Origin of the sequence: Cryobacterium sp. Hb1, assembly GCF_004403585.1 — a bacterium.
Classification (GTDB): domain Bacteria; phylum Actinomycetota; class Actinomycetes; order Actinomycetales; family Microbacteriaceae; genus Cryobacterium; species Cryobacterium lyxosi.
In genome coordinates this window covers 162,554-178,704 of the sequence record NZ_SOHI01000008.1, presented here as the reverse complement: position 1 = coordinate 178,704, position 16,151 = coordinate 162,554, and the positions used below count along the sequence as shown (strand labels likewise).

General features: G+C 65.0%; 14 protein-coding genes and 1 tRNA gene. 12 read left to right on the top strand and 3 right to left on the bottom strand.

The window, feature by feature from the left end:
* The first annotated feature begins 13 nt into the window (after window positions 1-13).
* Window positions 14-181, top strand: a complete 168-nt coding sequence (locus E3T38_RS16580; protein ID WP_166805394.1) for a hypothetical protein — start codon at window positions 14-16, stop codon at window positions 179-181.
* Window positions 182-183: 2 nt separating this feature from the next.
* Window positions 184-654, top strand: coding sequence for a RidA family protein (locus E3T38_RS02745; protein ID WP_104198773.1), 471 nt, complete (start codon window positions 184-186; stop codon window positions 652-654).
* Window positions 655-665: 11 nt separating this feature from the next.
* On the opposite strand, the gene E3T38_RS02740 is transcribed toward E3T38_RS02745, so the two are convergent.
* The gene (locus E3T38_RS02740) at window positions 666-1,892 is read right to left on the bottom strand and encodes an acyltransferase (RefSeq protein ID WP_134546006.1); all 1,227 of its coding nucleotides are present in this window, start codon (window positions 1,890-1,892) and stop codon (window positions 666-668) included.
* Window positions 1,893-2,108: 216 nt separating this feature from the next.
* On the bottom strand, window positions 2,109-4,082 hold the full coding sequence (gene acs / locus E3T38_RS02735; protein WP_134546004.1) for an acetate--CoA ligase: 1,974 nt from the start codon (window positions 4,080-4,082) through the stop codon (window positions 2,109-2,111).
* A gap of 445 nt (window positions 4,083-4,527) precedes the next feature.
* On the opposite strand from acs, the gene E3T38_RS02730 reads away from it, so the two are divergent.
* The 5 genes from E3T38_RS02730 (at window position 4,528) to E3T38_RS02710 (ending at window position 7,990) form a co-directional block, all read left to right on the top strand.
* Complete coding sequence (locus E3T38_RS02730; RefSeq protein ID WP_134546002.1) at window positions 4,528-5,754, top strand: TadA family conjugal transfer-associated ATPase; 1,227 nt, start codon at window positions 4,528-4,530, stop codon at window positions 5,752-5,754.
* 279 nt (window positions 5,755-6,033) lie between these two features.
* Window positions 6,034-6,996: a type II secretion system F family protein gene (locus E3T38_RS02725; RefSeq protein ID WP_166805393.1), complete on the top strand. Its 963-nt coding sequence runs from the start codon at window positions 6,034-6,036 to the stop codon at window positions 6,994-6,996.
* A gap of 85 nt (window positions 6,997-7,081) precedes the next feature.
* Window positions 7,082-7,285, top strand: a complete 204-nt coding sequence (locus E3T38_RS02720; protein WP_104127989.1) for a DUF4244 domain-containing protein — start codon at window positions 7,082-7,084, stop codon at window positions 7,283-7,285.
* On the top strand, window positions 7,266-7,616 hold the full coding sequence (locus E3T38_RS02715) for a TadE family type IV pilus minor pilin (protein ID WP_241984260.1): 351 nt from the start codon (window positions 7,266-7,268) through the stop codon (window positions 7,614-7,616). Before E3T38_RS02720 ends, E3T38_RS02715 begins: the two co-directional genes overlap by 20 nt.
* Window positions 7,613-7,990, top strand: coding sequence for an Rv3654c family TadE-like protein (locus E3T38_RS02710; protein ID WP_134545998.1), 378 nt, complete (start codon window positions 7,613-7,615; stop codon window positions 7,988-7,990). The genes E3T38_RS02715 and E3T38_RS02710 overlap by 4 nt, the downstream gene beginning before the upstream one ends.
* 31 nt (window positions 7,991-8,021) lie before the next feature.
* Here E3T38_RS02710 and E3T38_RS02705 read toward each other — a convergent pair whose 3' ends face one another.
* Window positions 8,022-8,258, bottom strand: a complete 237-nt coding sequence (locus E3T38_RS02705; RefSeq protein ID WP_104198336.1) for a hypothetical protein — start codon at window positions 8,256-8,258, stop codon at window positions 8,022-8,024.
* Window positions 8,259-8,465: 207 nt separating this feature from the next.
* Between E3T38_RS02705 and topA the strand changes: the two genes are divergently transcribed.
* From topA to E3T38_RS02680, 5 genes are all read left to right on the top strand, one after another.
* Entirely contained in the window at window positions 8,466-11,474 is a 3,009-nt protein-coding gene (gene topA / locus E3T38_RS02700) for a type I DNA topoisomerase (RefSeq protein WP_134545996.1), read from the top strand.
* Window positions 11,471-12,088: a dTMP kinase gene (tmk, locus tag E3T38_RS02695; RefSeq protein WP_241984259.1), complete on the top strand. Its 618-nt coding sequence runs from the start codon at window positions 11,471-11,473 to the stop codon at window positions 12,086-12,088. The genes topA and tmk overlap by 4 nt, the downstream gene beginning before the upstream one ends.
* A 133-nt stretch (window positions 12,089-12,221) precedes the next feature.
* Entirely contained in the window at window positions 12,222-13,394 is a 1,173-nt protein-coding gene (locus tag E3T38_RS02690) for a DNA polymerase III subunit delta' (RefSeq protein WP_134545992.1), read from the top strand.
* A 107-nt stretch (window positions 13,395-13,501) separates the two neighbouring features.
* Window positions 13,502-15,037, top strand: coding sequence for an alpha/beta hydrolase (locus E3T38_RS02685; RefSeq protein WP_134545990.1), 1,536 nt, complete (start codon window positions 13,502-13,504; stop codon window positions 15,035-15,037).
* Between the two features lie 523 nt (window positions 15,038-15,560).
* A tRNA-Thr gene (locus tag E3T38_RS02680) sits at window positions 15,561-15,636 on the top strand.
* Window positions 15,637-16,151 lie beyond the last annotated feature (515 nt).

The window sequence follows — 16,151 nt, the reverse complement described above, 5'->3', positions numbered from 1 at the left end:
CAATAGGAGTCACATGCTCGTCTGGGAATACCTCACAACGCCGTTGATGATCCACAACACGGCCGCCATTTTGAACAACTGGGGCTCTGACGGGTGGGAGCTCGTGCAGGTCGTAACCGGCCCCGAAGGTGGCTTGGTTGCGTACCTGAAACGCCCGCTCGCCCCCAAGGAAGACGCATAATTATGTCGCATATCGAAGCACGCCTGGCCGAACTGGGTCTGGTCCTTCCAAGCGTCGTGCCACCGGTCGCCGCGTACCTGCCCGCCGTGATCAGTAACGGTGTCGTCTACACCGCCGGCCAGCTGCCGATGGTCTCTGGCGCGCTGCCGGCCATCGGCAAGGTCGGCGACGGCCACGGCCTCGTTCCGGCCGCTGACGCCCAGGAGTACGCCCGCACCTGCGCGCTCAACGGCCTCGCCGCCATCAAGAGCGTGATTGGCTCGCTCGACCGCATCACCCAGGTGATCAAGGTCACGGGCTTCGTCGCCTCCGACCCTGCGTTCACCGGCCAACCGACTGTCGTCAACGGTGCCTCTGACGTGCTCGTCGAGATTTTCGGAGACATCGGCCGCCACGCCCGTTCCGCCGTCGGCGTTGCGGTGCTGCCGCTCGACGCCCCGGTCGAGGTCGAGCTCATTGTTGCGTTCGCATAGCTGACCCGCGCCTACTGGCGGTTCGTGAGCCGGGACATCCGCTCTGAAACGGATGCCCCGGCTCGCGTGCCATGGACCTGCGCCGGTTGCTCGACAAACCGGGTCATCAGCTGGGCGACGACCAGGCTGAGCGGCACCGACACGAGAGCGCCAAGCCACCAGCGGCCGGGGCCGGCGAGCACTGCGAAGGCCACCACGATGGGAAAGTGCACGAGGTACAGGCTGAAGCTGATGGCTCCCAGCCAGTCGAGTGCTCGGCGCGTCCGCGGCGCACGAACCCGGCCGCGCTCCGACACCGAGGCGGGCCAAAAAGCCACCGTTGCCACGATCATAAAGGCTCCGGCCACCCGCAGTGAAAGAGTGGCGTCGCTCCACACTCCGCTGGCCAGGGGGCGCAGCATCCAGTAGGCCACGAGCAGAGACGGGCCGAGCGCGGTCAGCATGCACCCGAGTACCCGTCCATTGGCGCTCTGGACCAGGCGGTCTCTGCAGCCGTGCAGTTCGTCATAGTTGGCCGCCAGAAGGGCGCCGAGAGCGAACGGCGGCAGGTACATGAGCGGCTGGGTCGTCGTGACATAGCCGATGCTGGCCAGGGCACACAGCACAGCGGCCCAGAGCAGAATGCGGCGAATCGGGCTACTGACCGGTTTGCGGGTGAATGCTGCGAGGGCTACGAACACCGGAAGCAGCAGGGAGAACCACATTTCCCAGACCAAGGACCACAGCGGCGGATTGATGTCGGGCCGGCGGGTTTCTCCTATTATGCTGACCTCCCGCAGCAGGTTGCCGAGGCCCAGGTCTGGCGTGTCCTGCCGGGCCAGCCAGGGTCCGCCAGCCGCGCCGACCATGCGCGGCACCAAAACAATCCAGACGACCGCTAGGCCCACCGACACCACGACGGGGACGGTCAAACGGATGACGCGGCGCACGTAATAGGCGCCCCAGTCGTAGTGGGGACCGGACTCGCGGGCGGCCAGAGGGGAACGCACGAGCACGAAGCCGCTCAGCACAAAGAACACCAGTACGAACTCGGGCCCGGCGAGCAGAACCTTCAGCGGGGACAGCGTGGCCCACCATCCGGCGGAAAAGAGCGCGACGCCGACGCTCGACTCGTAGGCTGCGGCGATCTGCGGCACCGTCATGGACACATGGTGCGCCAGAACGACGAGGGCGGCCACCCCCCGCAGCGCATCGAGGCGGCCCAGGCGACCGCGCACGGGTGCCGCTGCCTCGGTCATGCCCACACAGTAGGACCCCTTGCTGGTTTCCGGGCGGGAACGCGCATAACTCCTGCAAAGTGCGTGTGCTGCTCAAAACATCCCCTGCGAAATCGGGGAACTGGCGAACTGCTGCTGGAAATTGCAGGAGTTACGGTCTCGGGGGGGGGGGCAAGCGTGACGGCCGCCTTGTGCGAATGGAAGACGGCCGTCGTTGGTTGTGCAGGTAGTGCTCGACTATTTTTTCATTTGCGCGGTGATGGTGTTCATCACCATGGTGTCGGCGAGGGTCGTCACGTCGCCGACGTCGCGCCCCTCAGCCGCGTCGCGCAACAGGCGGCGCATGATCTTGCCGGAACGGGTCTTCGGCAGCTCGTCGACGATGTAGATGTCACGCGGGCGGGCAATTGCCCCGATCTGCTGGGCGACGTGGGCTCGCAGAATGCTGACGATGTCCTCGTGCGATGCGATCTCGGCCTGGCTGAACTTGATCACCACGAACGCGACGACCGCCTGGCCGGTGGTCTCGTCGGCGGCACCGACCACGGCGGCTTCAGCCGTGAGCGAATGGGCCACGAGGGATGACTCGATTTCGGCGGTGGAGAGGCGGTGTCCCGAAATGTTCATCACGTCGTCGACGCGGCCCAGCAACCAGATATCACCGTCGTGGTCGAGTCGAGCGCCGTCGCCGGCGAAGTACAGTGGGCCGTCCTTCGCGCCGATGGTGCCCTCAAACTTGTCCCAGTAGGTCTCCTTGAAGCGCTCCGGATCGCCCCAGATGCCGCGGAGCATCGCCGGCCATGGCTGCGTGACCACGAGGAGCCCGCCGTTTCCATGGCCGACGTGCACGCCGTCGTCGTCGAGTACATCGATCGTGATTCCGGGCACCGGCACCTGCGCCGCGCCCGGCTTTGTCTCGGTGAGCCCCGCGAGGGCCGAAACCATGATCGATCCGGTCTCGGTCTGCCACCAGGTGTCGACAATCGGAGTCAGGCTGCTGCCGATGACCTCGCGATACCACATCCACGCTTCGGGGTTGATGGGCTCGCCCACCGAGCCGAGCACACGCAGGCTCGACAGGTCGAACTTCTGCGGAATCTGTCGTCCCAGCTTCATGAACGTACGAATGGCGGTCGGCGCTGTATACAGAATCGAGACCTTGTACTTCTCGATGATTTCCCACCAGCGACCGGTGTGCGGAGAATCAGGGGTGCCTTCGTAGAGCACCTGGGTCGCACCATTGGCAAGGGGGCCGTACACCACGTAGCTGTGTCCGGTGATCCAGCCGACGTCGGCGGTGCACCAGTAGACATCCGTTTCGGGCTTGAGGTCGAACACGTTCTGGTGGGTGAACGCATTCTGGGTCAGGTAGCCACCGCTGGTGTGCAGGATGCCCTTGGGTGCGCCGGTCGTGCCCGATGTGTACAGAATGAACAGCGGATTCTCGGCGGGAAAGGCCTCCGCCTCATGCTCGGGAGAGGCTGTTTCCATGGCATCGGACCACCAGATGTCGCGGTCGTTCCACTGCACGTCCTGGCCGGTGCGCTTGACCACGAGCACGTTCTTCACCGAGGAGTCGTTGGTCTGCAGGGCGGCGTCGACGGCCGGCTTGAGGGCGCTGATCTTGCCCTTGCGGTAGCCGCCATCGGCCGTGATGACGAGCACGGCGTTGGCGTCATCGATGCGGGAACGCAGGCTTTCAGCGCTGAACCCACCGAAAATGACCGAGTGCACGGCGCCGATGCGGGCGACGGCGAGCATGGAGATGACGGCCTCGGGGATCATCGGCAGGTAAACGGCCACACGGTCACCGGCGGTGACGCCGAGCCCGATCAGCACATTGGCGGCTTTTTTGACCTCGGTAGTCAATTCGGCGTAGGTGTAGCTGCGGGAATCACCGGGCTCGCCCTCGAAATACAGCGCAACACGGTCGCCGTTGCCAGCGAGAACGTGACGATCGAGGCAGTTGTACGCGACGTTGAGTGCGCCGTCTTCAAACCATTTCGCAAATGGCGGATTGGTCCAGTCGAGAATCTTGGTGAATGGCTTGTGCCAGTGCAGCAGATTACGGGCCTGATCAGCCCAAAACGTGGCAGGGTCCTTCTGCGAGACTGCGTACAGATCTTGTGTCGCTGTCGTCTGTGCGGCGAACTCGGCAGTGGGCGCGAATCGACGCGATTCGTGCAGGAGAGTGTCAATTTTAACCGTCATATGTGTAATTCGCTCCTTTGCGGTACGTGCATGCAGGACATCGCCAGCTCAACTGAACCCTACCGGTTTCCGGGCAATCTCTGTATACACAAACGAAATACTGAGAAATGAACCCTCGTTAGAGGGTGATTTTGTACCCCCCGGCCGAGTGTCCTCACAAATGAGGACATTGGACTTGCAATCTGGGCACGTCTGCGTAAACTGAACACGTCTGAACGAAAGTTTTGACCGGCATCGCGTACGGTTCCCCCCAATCTGCGTGGTGCTAGGCGGCACCTGTTCCCCCCAATAGGTGCCGCCCCTCTTTTTTAAGCGATTGAGCAATTCAGCTCGTGGTTGAGGATTCATCCTGGTGTGGCTCCTCCCCAGATGCGTCGGCCAACCGGCTGTCCACGGATTGTGCCGAGGAGACTGTCACCGGCCCGGCTCGCCCTACCGTCGAGGCATGGGCCAGCCTTTCGTTGCCGTACCGTCCTACGCCGTACCGGCTTCTACCGTGCCGGTTTCTGCGGTGCGGTCCTACGCCGTGCCGGCATCTGCCGTGCCGTCCTCGACCGCAGTGGACGATCCCTGGGCTGTACGGTCGAACACTTCACATTCGATCGTTGCACGGTCACCAGCGAACTCCGCTCGGCATCGCACGGCGACAACGGATGCCGTTGGCGCCATGCCGCAGGTCGACGCAGCGTCAGCAGTCTCGGCAGCAGTCTCGGCAGTGGTCAGCAGTGAGCGCCTGAACGTGCGCGCGCTGGGTCCGCTGGCTGACTATGCCTCAGCTCCGAACACCACGGACCTGTTTGTCAACGGGGATTCCGGGCTCTGGATCGACGCCGGACACGGTCTCGTCTTCGTGCCGGCCTGGCACCTCGGCGAGGCCGAGGTGCGTGAGCTGGCTGTGCGCCTGATCGCACTTGGCGGGCGACACATCGATGAGGCGAGTCCATGCGTCGACGTACGGTTGGCCGATGGGATTCGGGTACACGCCGTGCTTCCGCCGATATCGAGCACGGGAACACTGCTGTCAATTCGGCTACCGCACGCTGCCGACCGCAGCCTCAGTGCACTCGCTGGCGCCGGCTTGTTTGGCGTGGGCGAGGAATCTGCTGCCCGGCTGAATCGGCTGCGTGCTGCGGTGCACGGCCGCCAAAACCTGCTCATCACCGGTGCCGCAGGGAGTGGAAAGACTACGCTGCTGGCGGCCTTGTTGGGCGAAGCGCCAGCCGACGAGCGCATCGTGGCGATCGAAGACGTGGCGGAGTTGCGCATTCGGCATCCGCACGTTGTGGCCCTCGAGGCCAGGCAGGCCAATCTGGAGGGGGCGGGGCGTATCGGCCTGGAGGCGCTGCTGCGGGAGGCACTGCGTATGCGTCCGGATCGGCTCGTGCTCGGCGAGTGCCGCGGGTCGGAGATTCGCGAGCTGCTCGCCGCACTCAACACCGGGCACGACGGGGGAGCGGGCACGCTACACGCGAATTCGCTTGAAGACGTTCCGGCCCGACTGGAGGCGCTCGGTTCACTCGCCGGAATGAGCGCTTCGGCAGTTGCTCGGCAGACGGTGAGCGCTATCGGGCTGGTGCTCCACCTGGAACGCACCGACGGGGTGCGCAGGCTTGACGCGGTCGGCCGATTCGCCCTCGATGGCCGTGACCGTCTCTCGATCGAAGCGATCTGATGCTCCGCGATCGATCAGCTACGATTCGGGGAACGGGCGACGATGCGCCGGGCTGATACGGTACCGCCGATCGAAGAGGTCGCCGCGGTCACGCAACGGCTGGCCGTGCTGCTGTCGGCCGGTGTTTCCCCGGTGTCAGCCTGGGGTTATCTGTTACCGGCGTACGACGCGGCTACGGCTGGAGCGCCTCGTGCTGACCAGCAGAGTGTTGACTTGCCGCCGGAGCTGGGTAGACGGGTGAGTTCAACTCGTCGGGAGGTTAGAGGAAAGCAGGGGTCCTTGTCCGCGAAGGACGCGGCGGCGGTTCCAGTTGCCGTACCGATCACGCCTCGGGCGGTCGATTCGAAGCACGCGGGCACGGGCACCGCGCCTATCCTTCGTGCTGCAGCGCGCGCCGCGGCTCGGGGCGACAGCGTGGCCGATGCGATCGCCGGCCAGGCGCGCCGGCAACGCTGGGAGATTTCGCCGAGGATCGTCGACGCGCGGGCATCCGCTGGGCGGCCCGCGCGGGGACATGGCGACGCGGCGGGCCAGGCCGAGAGCGCCTGGCTCGGACTCGCCGCGGCCTGGCAGGTGGCCACACAGGCTGGTGCGCCTTTGGCCGGGTGCCTGCGTGAGCTCGCTGGATCGCTGCGCGAACTCGCCCAGGTGCAGCGCGATCTGGACGTGGCGCTGGCCGCGCCGCGGGCCACGGCACGACTGGTGATGGTGCTACCGGTGATCGGCGTCGTCTTCGGCAGTTTGATGGGTTTCGATTCCCTGCACACCCTGTTTATGACCGTGCCGGGGCTGGTCTGTCTCGGTGGCGGCGCTCTGCTGATGCTCGCCGCAGCAGGCTGGAATCGTGCGCTGGTGCGCCGGGCCGGCCCTCCCGACCTGACTCCGGGGCTGCGACTGGAACTGATGGCAATTGCCATGTCTAGCGGCGGGTCGCTCGACCGTTCGCGGGCGTTAGTGCAGGCGACCGCCGAGCGATACGGCATTGCCTCCGGCACTGATGGTGGTTCCGTTGACCGGATACTTGGCCTGTCGACGCGTGCGGGAGTTCCCGCAGCAGAGCTGCTGCGCAGCGAGGCCGAACAACTGCGTCGCGATGCCCGCAGCGCGGGACAACGACGGGCCGCAAGTCTTTCGGTGACGCTCATGCTGCCGCTCGGCCTCTGTGTGCTGCCCGCGTTCATGCTGGTGGGCGTGGTGCCGTTGCTGCTCAGCGTGCTCTCCTCCACCCTGACGACATTCTGAAACTCTCCACAGATAAGCGGATACCGAGGCATGCGCCAACGGATGGGATCAGAGTGATTGTGCTCGTGCCGCCCAACCCGCGTCGATGGACGCCGAAGGAGACGAGTCTGTGTATACAAAGACCACCCTGAAAACCCTGGCCGACGAAGCCGGAGCCGCGACGGCGGAATACGTTGTCGCCACGATGGCCGCGGTCGGGTTCGCCGGGCTGCTCATCGTTATTCTACGCAGCGACGAGGTGCGGGGAATGCTCACCGATCTGGTGCGACGTGCCCTCAGTATCGGGTAGCGCACGTAGCAGGGGCAGCACGACCGCCGAATTCGCCACGGCGCTGCCGGCGGTCGTGCTCATTCTGGCCTGCTGCCTCGGTGCCGTGCAAGTGGTCGGCGTGCACGTGCGGCTGACGGATGCCGCTGCCAGCGCCGCGCGTGCGCTGGCCCGTGGCGACACGGCAGCGCGCGCCACGGGCCTCGTCCTCCAAAGCGTGCCGGGGGCCAGCCTGGCTTCGCAGCGTCGCGGCGATTTCGTCTGTGCTCGAGTTACCGCGCACAGCCTGCCGGGGATTTTTGCCGGGCTGACCCTCGAGGCACGCTCGTGTGCCCTGGCCGGCGGCCAATGAGTGCGCGCGATGACACGGCGAACGCGCCAGGCGCCGCCGGGAAGGATGCCGAGCGGGGAGCGGGGTCGATCCTCGCCCTCGCGGTGCTCGCTGCCACCGTGTTGCTGACGACTTTCGTCGTCTTGGTCCTCGGACTGCTCACGGTCGGCCGGTCCGTTGCGACCGCGGCCGATGCCGCCGCGCTCGCCGCCGCAGACACCGCTTCCGGCGCGATCGCGGGCTACCCGTGCGAGGCCGCGCAGGCAGTAGCGTCGCTGAATGGGACTGCCGTCACGCGCTGCACGGTGTCGGGGCTGATCGCATCCGTTTCGGTGGGGCGGCGGGTGCAGGGCATAGATATCGTCGCGAGTGCCCGGGCCGGGCCGCCGCCCTGATGGGACGCCCGGTCCGCCGCGCCGGGACGAATTAGGAGAGGAGCACTTCGAGATAATGGTACTCGACCGCGCTCGGGCGACCGGGGGAATCGGAATCCTCAAACTCCAGGCCGGCACCGCGCGCGTAGAGATAGCGTTTGCCGGAGTCGGCAGGAATCTCGATGCGGGGCCGAGGATCGCCCGAGTCGAGGAAGGTTGTTGTGATTGTTTTGCCCTGAAGGGGGCCATCCGTCAACTTCGCGGTGTATGTGGCCGTCATTGTACCCATAGGACTATTCTGCACTGGGGCAGGCAAACGGCAAGGGTCTGGGGTTGCTCTGCACCTCGCTCAGAGCAAACTGGGCGGTGACTGGGAGCACCATGTGCGCGAGCGTGACGCGCCGAGACGCGCCCGTCAATTAGGCAGGCACTCCATTCCGGTGTGTATGGTGTGCCTTGGCCCATCATGTGGTCACTACGTATAAAGAGGAGTCTGGTGCCAGGCACTAAGAAGCTGGTCATTGTTGAATCACCGACCAAGATGAAGTCGATCGCCGCGTATCTCGGCGACGGCTACGAGGTGTTGTCTTCGGTCGGTCACATTCGCGATCTGATCGAGCCGAAAAACCTGCCGCCTGAGCTCAAGAAGGGTGCCCTCGGACGCTTCTCGGTCGACGTGGAGAACGGCTTTGAACCGTACTACGTGGTCTCCGACGCCAAGAAGAAGACCGTCAGTGAGCTCAAACGGGCCCTGAAGAATGCGAACGAACTCTTGCTCGCAACTGATGAGGACCGCGAGGGCGAGGCCATTGCCTGGCACCTGCTGCAGGTGCTGCAGCCCAAGGTCCCGGTCAAGCGCATGGTTTTCCATGAGATCACCAAAGACGCTATCCTCGCCGCCAAAGACAACACCCGCGACCTCGACACCGCCCTCGTCGACGCGCAGGAGACTCGCCGTATCCTCGACCGCATCTACGGCTACGAGATCTCCCCGGTGCTGTGGCGCAAGGTCGGCCCCGGCCTGTCCGCCGGCCGTGTGCAGAGCGCCGCGACCCGCCTCGTCGTCGACCGGGAGAAGGAGCGCCTCGCGTTCGTCTCCGCTGGCTACTGGGATCTGCTCGCGCGACTGGCGGCATCCGCTTCGCAGGATGACCAGGCGTTCGATGCGAAGCTCGTACGACTGAACGGTGAGCGAATTGCTACCGGCGGCGACTTCGACGATTCCGGTGTGCTGAAGCCCAGCGTGAAGGCCGTCACCCTCGACGCCTCCGCCGCGCAGGCTCTGACGATCGCTCTGAAAAGCCCCGGTGTGAAGCTGGAGGTGACCAAGGTCACCTCCAAGCCCTATCGTCGCAGCCCCGCCGCACCGTTCACGACGTCGACCCTGCAACAGGAAGCGGCGCGCAAGCTGCGCTTCACCGCCCGCCAGACCATGAGCGTTGCCCAGTCGCTGTATGAAAACGGGTATATCACCTACATGCGTACCGACTCGCCATCACTCGGGCAACAGGCTCTCACCGCCGCCCGCACCCAGGCCGCGACGCTCTACGGCGCCGAGACGGTTCCGGAGGCCCCGCGCGCCTACAAAGGCAAGAGCAAGAACGCTCAAGAGGCGCACGAGGCCATTCGCCCGTCCGGCGACACTTTTCGCACCCCGGCGTCGCTCGCGTCGAGCCTGCGTGGCAATGACTTCAAGCTGTACGACCTGATCTGGAAGCGCACCGTCGCTTCGCAGATGAAGGACGCCACCGGCTCGACCGCTTCCGTCACTATTGCGGCCGGCCCGACCGGCACATCGGAGCACGCCTCCGCGTCGGGTGCGCTAGCCGAATTCTCGGCCAGTGGAACCGTCATCACGTTTCGCGGCTTCATGCTCGCCTATGAGGAGTCGAAGGACGAGGAGCGTAACGCTTCGACGGACGCGACCGAGTCCAAGCTGCCGCCGCTCGAAGAGGGCCAGAACCTGGCACTGCAGGGCCTCGAGGCCAAGGGTCACGAAACGACCCCCGCCGCTCGCTACACCGAGGCCAGCCTGGTGAAGAAGCTCGAAGAGCTCGGCATCGGCCGCCCGTCGACGTTCGCCTCGATCATCTCGACCATCACCGAGCGCGGCTACGTCACGCCGCGCGGCCAGTCGCTCGTTCCCAACTGGATCGCGTTCTCGGTCGTGCGCCTACTTGAAGAGTTTTTCGGCGATCTGGTCGAATACGACTTCACCGCCGAGATGGAGGACGACCTCGACCGTATCGCCGGCGGCGAAGCCAACCGCCTGGATTGGCTCACCAGCTTCTACTTCGGCAGCGACAAGCACCGGGGCCTCCGCCAGGTCATCGACAACCTCGGCGAAATCGATCCGCGCGTGATCAACTCGGTCGCTATCAGCAACGACATCACCCTGCGTATTGGCAAGTACGGTCCCTATCTTGAGGTCATCGACCCCGACGCGGCAGCGGATGCCCCGCCCCGCCGAGTCAATATCCCGCCGGAACTCGCCCCTGACGAACTGACCGCGACCAAAGCGCGTGAGCTCATCGACGCACCCGTCGTCACTGACCGGGTGATCGGACTCAACCCCGAGAACGGAAAGGAAATCGTCGCGAAAGACGGCCGATTCGGGCCGTACGTCACAGAGCTCGCGCCGGCAGCAGCAGAACCCGATGTTCCGGTCGTTGTGGCTGCCCCCGTCGAAACGATCGACCCCGCCACCGGCGAGGTTAGCGTCGCGAAGCCTAAGCGCAAGCCGGCCGCGAAAAAAGTGGCCTTAGCTGACAAGCCGCGTACAGCATCCATTTTCAAATCCATGGACCTGGCCACCGTCGACCTCGAAACGGCGCTGCGTCTACTTGCCCTGCCGCGCATGGTCGGGCTCGACCCGGAGACCGGCGCCGAGATTATGGCCCAGAACGGCAAGTTCGGGCCGTACCTGAAGAAGGGCATCGATACCCGGTCGCTCACGAGCGAAGACCAGATCTTCGACATCGACCTGCCGGGCGCGATCGAGCTTTACGCGCAGCCGAAGTACGGTGCCCGCCGGGCGTCGAGTGCGCTGAAGGAATTCGAAGCACCCGACCCCGAAAGCGGCAAGGCGATCAAGATCAAGGACGGCCGGTTCGGCGCGTACGTGACCGATGGGGTCACCAACGCGACCATTCCCAAGTCGGAGGATATCGAGGAGATCGACTTCGACCGGGCCGTTGAGCTGCTCGCCGACAAGCGGGCCAAAGGCCCGGCCGCGCCGCGCACGAAGGCACCGGCCAAGAAAGCTGCCGTCAAGAAGCCAGCAGTCAAGAAGGCACCGACAGCAGCGGCGAAGGCGGCTACCGCGAAGAAGGCGGCCGCGACTCGGGCCGCAAACGCGGCAGCCAAGGCCGCGTTGAACGGCACGCCCCTGGTCAAAAAACCGGCCGTGAAGAAGCCGGCCGTCAAGAAAGCGGCCGTGAGGCAATCGGCCAGTTCGGCCGCTGAATCCGCTGCCACGACGACGGTCACGCCGACGGCGTCGTGACCGGTCTGTTCATCACCCTCGAGGGCGGCGACGGCTCCGGTAAGACTACGCAGGCGCAGCTGCTCTCCGACTGGCTCGAAGAGCGGGGGCGCACTGTCGTGCGCACCCGTGAGCCTGGGGGAACGGATGTCGGTACCCGGATTCGCGAGATCGTGCTGCACCACCGCGGCGAGGTGGACCCGCGCGCTGAGGCGCTGCTCTATGCAGCAGATCGAGCCCAGCACGTGGGCACCAAGCTGCGTCCGGCGCTCGCCCGCGGTGACGTGATCGTGCAGGACCGTTATCTGGATTCCTCGGTTGCCTACCAGGGGGCCGGGCGAGTTCTCGGCGCCACTGAGGTGCGAGACCTGTCGCTCTGGGCGGCCGAAGGTCTGCTTCCCGACCTGACCGTGCTGCTCGACCTCGACTCGCGCGCAGCCCGGGCCCGGCTCGATGCCGACGATAAAGTCTTCGACCGGCTCGAGGCCGAGAAGAACGACTTTCATGCCCGCGTGCGCGCTGCGTTCCTCGCATTGGCGGCCGCCGAACCCGACCGGTTTCTGGTGCTGGATGCCGCAGCCCCCGCCGCTGATATCGCCGCGAGCATCTGCGCACGAGTGGCGCCCCTCCTGTAACCGTCGGAGCCGACTACTGCCCTGCGCGACCGGAACCATGATCCATCGCCACGGGTCCGCGTTCCGGCCCGGGCCCGGAAGGCGGGGGAGGCGCGTCGACGGCGGTGTCGGCGGGTCGGGTTACCCTTGACTCATGGCAGTGTGGGACAACCTAACGGGACAGGCCGACGCGATCGCCATCTTTCGGGCAGCGGCGCAGCGGGCACCGTCCGGTACCGGTTCCGCCACGGCCGAATCGACTTCCATGACGCACGCCTGGCTCATCACCGGCCCGCCGGGCTCCGGTCGCTCCAACCTTGCCTTTGCTTTCGCGGCGGCACTGCTGAGCCCCGGCACCCCTGACGGCGACCGTGCGGCGGCCCGCCAGGTCGACGCGCGCACCCACCCCGACCTCAGTGTGCTCAGTACTGAGGGCGTCATCATCCCGATGAAGACCGTCAAGGAGGCCGTCGCCCGCTCACAGTACTCGCCGTCGGTCGGTCGGTACCGGGTCGTCGTCGTCGAAGATGCCGACCGCATGGTCGAGCGCACGTCCAACGTGCTCCTCAAGGCTCTCGAAGAGCCACCCGAACGCACGGTGTGGATTTTGTGCGCGCCGAGCGAGGCAGACTTGCTTCCCACTATTCGGTCCCGCGTGCGCACCGTGCGCCTGCGCGTCCCGAGTGTTGCTGATGTCGCCGACCTGCTCGTGCGCCGCAACGGAGTCGACCCGGCCATTGCAGAGCTCAGTGCCCGGCTCGCCCAAAGCCACATCGGCATGGCCCGGCGGCTTGCCACCAATGCGGATGCGCGGGCTCGACGTGAGGAGACCCTGCGCGCGGCCCTCGGTATCCGTTCGGTGTCGTCGGCCGTCAATACGGCTGCCCGGTTGCTCGCGATCGCGGGTGACGATGCGAAGGCGATCACCCTCGAGCTGGATGCCGCGGAGCGCGACGGGATGCTGCGCTCGCTTGGAATCGAAACGGGGCAGTCCGTACCGCCGGGGCTGCGCGGCCAGATCAAAGATCTCGAAGACGACCAAAAGCGGCGGGCGAAACGCAGCCTGCATGACGGCATCGACCGCATTCTGGTTGACCTTGCTTCGCTGTACCGGGACATTTGTATGGTGCAGCTGGGCCGGGAACAAGCCGTGATCAACCGTGAGTTGCTCGTCGAGCTGCGTACGGCGAGTGTGGCCAGCGCTCCAGCAGCCACGGTTGCCACGATGGACGCGATTGCCGTTGCGCGCCAGCGTATTCAATCCAACGTCGCCCCGGCCCTCGCCCTCGAGGCGATGCTCGTTTCGGCGATCCGTCGCCCGCAGTAATGTCGCCCGCAGTGACGTCACCCGCAGTGACCTCATCCACAGCCACTCCCAGCCGCTTTCGGTAGCCTGAAGCGCAGCATCCGCTCCACGCTAGGAAAAGGAACACGTTGAACCGACGCAATCGCGCTACCAGTATCGCGGCCGCAGCCCTGGCCCTTACACTCGCTCTCAGCGGATGCACCACCCTCTTTGCGACGAATTCCGCACCCACTGAATCCACCCCCACCGGCGAGCAGGTGAAGGACACCCTCGAGGCGTTTTACAGCCAGGTGCTGCAGTGGAAGGACTGTGGCGAGAAACTGCAGTGCACCAAGGCCACTGCGCCGCTCGACTACACCGACCCGGCCGCCGGGGATATATCGCTCGCCCTGGTACGTCACGTCGCCACCGGCAACGAGCGGATCGGCTCGCTGTTGGTGAATCCAGGCGGGCCCGGTGGCTCCGGCTATGACTTCATCAAGGATTCCCTCGACTATGCGACGGACGCCACCTTGCAGGCGAGCTTTGACATCGTGGGTTTCGACCCCCGCGGCGTCGGGCGCTCCTCGGCGGTCTCCTGTTACGACTCCGCGGCGATGGATGAGTACGTCTATGGGCTGACGACCGCAGAGCGCGGCACGGATGCTTGGATTGCCGAGCTCACGGCCTCCTCGGATGCCTTCGCGGCGGCATGTGCCCAGCAGACCGGGCCGCTGCTCGGAACGGTCGACACGAAGAGCGCCGCCCGCGACCTGGACCTGCTGCGCGCGGTGCTTGGCGATACCCACCTGAACTACCTCGGTTATTCCTATGGCACCTTTCTCGGCGCCACTTATGCCGAACTCTTTCCCGAGAAGGTCGGCCGTCTTGTGCTTGACGGGGCCGTCGACCCGTCGACCAGCAATTTCGAGGTGACCAAGACCCAGGCGGTGGGTTTCGAAAACGCCCTGCGTGCCTACCTCACTGACTGTCTCGCGGGCAAGGACTGCCCCTTCCGAGGAAGCGTAGACAGCGCGATGACGACGATCGGTGCACTGCTGAATTCGGTGGACGCGAGCCCCATCACCGCCAAGGACGGCCGTCAACTCGGCGGAAACGCGCTACTCACGGCGATCATCTACCCGCTCTACCAGGCCACAGCCTGGCCACAACTGAGCACCATGTTGGATACCGTGCTGCACGGCAGCGCCGAGGGCGCGTTTCAATTCGCGGATGCCTACAACGGCCGCGACGCCGACGGCAATTACACCGACAACTCGACCGAATCATTCATGGCCATCAACTGCATCGACTACTCGTACAACGCCGACCCGACCGTGATGCGCGCCCAGGCCGCCGAACTCGAAGCCGCGGCCCCGGTGATCGGCCCGTTCATGAGCTTCGGCGACATCGGCTGCGCCGATTGGCCCTATAAGTTCACCGGCGAACGCACCGAGATTCACGCGTCCGGGGCGGCACCCATTCTGGTTGTCGGCACCACTAACGACCCAGCAACCCCGTACGTCTGGGCGCAGCAGCTGGCCGAACAGCTCGACAGTGGCAGCCTGGTGACCTATACGGGGGAGGGGCACACCGCCTACAACAAGTCGAATTCTTGCGTGAACGATGCCGTTGATTCCTATCTTGTGGACGGTATCGTGCCGGCGTCCGACCCGCAGTGCTGACCCGAGCAGATTTGCGTGCTGTGAAATAACGTGAAGCATGTCGATCGAAACTGACGTGCCCCGACAGCGACGTACTGGCTGACCTGTCAGTGCTGCTCTCCCCGCGCTTGCAGTGCACGGAGGCAGACCGGGAGATCCACCAGCAGCGCCGCTCAGTCCTCAAAAAAACGCCTACCTTTTGGGCATGCGCACGGCTACCCTGCGCGACGTCGAAGACCACTTACAGCAGACCAGCAAGCGAGGCTGTACGGCGGATGCGCCGGATCTCGCCCAGGATCAGGCCTAGCCGTATTAGCGCGCCCTGATGTTCGCCCGGTGGCTGTGGCTGTGGCTGTGGCTGTGGCTGTGGCCGTGGCCGTGGCCGTCATCCGTCATGTCAGGCGCTGCTGGTCTGCGGGCAATGGAGCGAGCCCGTTGTCGGACCGCGGGGAAGCGTCATTCGCCGAGGTGTACAGAATCACCCGCAGAAACGAGTAGGCTTGGCTGCTGTGTCACCGAGTGCCTTATGGGGCGTTCTGGTAACGCCGCCTTAGCTCAGTTGGTAGAGCATCTCACTCGTAATGAGAAGGTCGTCAGTTCGATTCTGACAGGCGGCTCCACTAAAACTCCTGGTCAGAGTCAGTTTCCAAACTCGTCTCAGTGATATGCTTCTCGGAAATTGTCACATTTGCCCACAATTCGCCCACATTTGTTTTAAGTGCGCGGTTATTGAGGGTGTCTGCAACGGCGTCTGAATTGTCTTCGACGAGGTCGTTGGAAGCATTCAAAATCATGGCTGCGGAGGAGTGTGCGAGCATCCGCTGCACTGACGAAACGCTCGTGCCCGACGAAATCGCCAGGGACGCCGCGGTGAGTGCGGGGTGATCGTCGCTCGCGGTTCCTCCACATGCCCCAGAGGATGGCGCCCGTCGGCTCTGTAAAGGCGCGCTCTTCCCGCATTAGCCGACGATGACCTCATCGATCCACGCGGGATCGGATCATGCGGCGCAGAAGACGAGTCTCACGATCGACAGGGCGGCAGCCGGGACGGCGATAGCACGAGGATGAAAGCGCATTCGAAAGCGATCGTGCCCCAGGTCGCGAGTTTCGAGAACGCCAGATGTTGCACAAGCCA

Bases quoted from the DNA above. Each gene is read 5' to 3' on its own strand.
- E3T38_RS16580 (WP_166805394.1), top strand. From the start codon at position 14: ATGCTCGTCTGGGAATACCTCACAACGCCGTTGATGATCCACAACACG.
- E3T38_RS02745 (WP_104198773.1), top strand. From the start codon at position 184: ATGTCGCATATCGAAGCACGCCTGGCCGAACTGGGTCTGGTCCTTCCA.
- E3T38_RS02740 (WP_134546006.1), bottom strand. From the start codon at position 1,892: ATGACCGAGGCAGCGGCACCCGTGCGCGGTCGCCTGGGCCGCCTCGAT.
- acs (WP_134546004.1), bottom strand. From the start codon at position 4,082: ATGACGGTTAAAATTGACACTCTCCTGCACGAATCGCGTCGATTCGCG.
- E3T38_RS02730 (WP_134546002.1), top strand. From the start codon at position 4,528: ATGGGCCAGCCTTTCGTTGCCGTACCGTCCTACGCCGTACCGGCTTCT.
- E3T38_RS02720 (WP_104127989.1), top strand. From the start codon at position 7,082: ATGGACGCCGAAGGAGACGAGTCTGTGTATACAAAGACCACCCTGAAA.
- E3T38_RS02710 (WP_134545998.1), top strand. From the start codon at position 7,613: ATGAGTGCGCGCGATGACACGGCGAACGCGCCAGGCGCCGCCGGGAAG.
- E3T38_RS02705 (WP_104198336.1), bottom strand. From the start codon at position 8,258: ATGGGTACAATGACGGCCACATACACCGCGAAGTTGACGGATGGCCCC.
- E3T38_RS02690 (WP_134545992.1), top strand. From the start codon at position 12,222: ATGGCAGTGTGGGACAACCTAACGGGACAGGCCGACGCGATCGCCATC.